The following is a 578-nucleotide window of genomic DNA, read 5'->3' on the forward strand; positions in this document are numbered from 1 at the left end:
GTCAAGGTGCAGTTTCATTGGGATCGTGAAGGCAGCGGCGATGACAAGAGCAGTTGCTGGCTGCGCGTGTCGTCCAGTTGGGCTGGTAATCGCTACGGTGGCATGACCATCCCGCGAGTCGGCATGGAAGTGCTGGTGACGTTTCTGGAGGGCGACCCTGACCAGCCATTGATCAGCGGTTGCCTGTACCACGCCGAACACATCCCGCCCTACGACTTGCCTGCGCATCAGACGCGCAGCGTGTTCAGAACCCTGAGCAGCCCCGGCGGCAATGGCTCCAACGAACTACGCATCGAAGACCGGGCTGGTCAGGAGCATATCTACATCCATGCACAGCGCGACTGGGACCAAAACATCGAGCACGAGCAGAAAATAAGAGTCGGTCATGAGCGACACGACCGGGTCGAGGGCAACAGCTACAGCGAATTCAAGGCTGAAGAACATTGCACTGTCGATGGCAACCGGCTGACCGAAGTCAAAGCGGACGATCACCTGACGGTGGGTGGAACACAGCACATCAGGGTAGTTGATGGGTTACTGGCACACGCCGGGCAGGAAATTCATCTCAAGGCCGGTAA

At 58.1% G+C, this 578-nt stretch carries 1 protein-coding gene; it reads left to right on the forward strand.

The features are described 5' to 3' along the window. A partial coding sequence (gene tssI, locus RYC18_RS24145; RefSeq protein ID WP_316886948.1) for a type VI secretion system tip protein TssI/VgrG occupies window positions 1-578 on the forward strand: 578 nt, incomplete at both ends.

It is taken from the genome of Pseudomonas syringae group sp. 247E2, from assembly GCF_032587795.1.
Lineage (GTDB): Bacteria > Pseudomonadota > Gammaproteobacteria > Pseudomonadales > Pseudomonadaceae > Aquipseudomonas > Aquipseudomonas amygdali.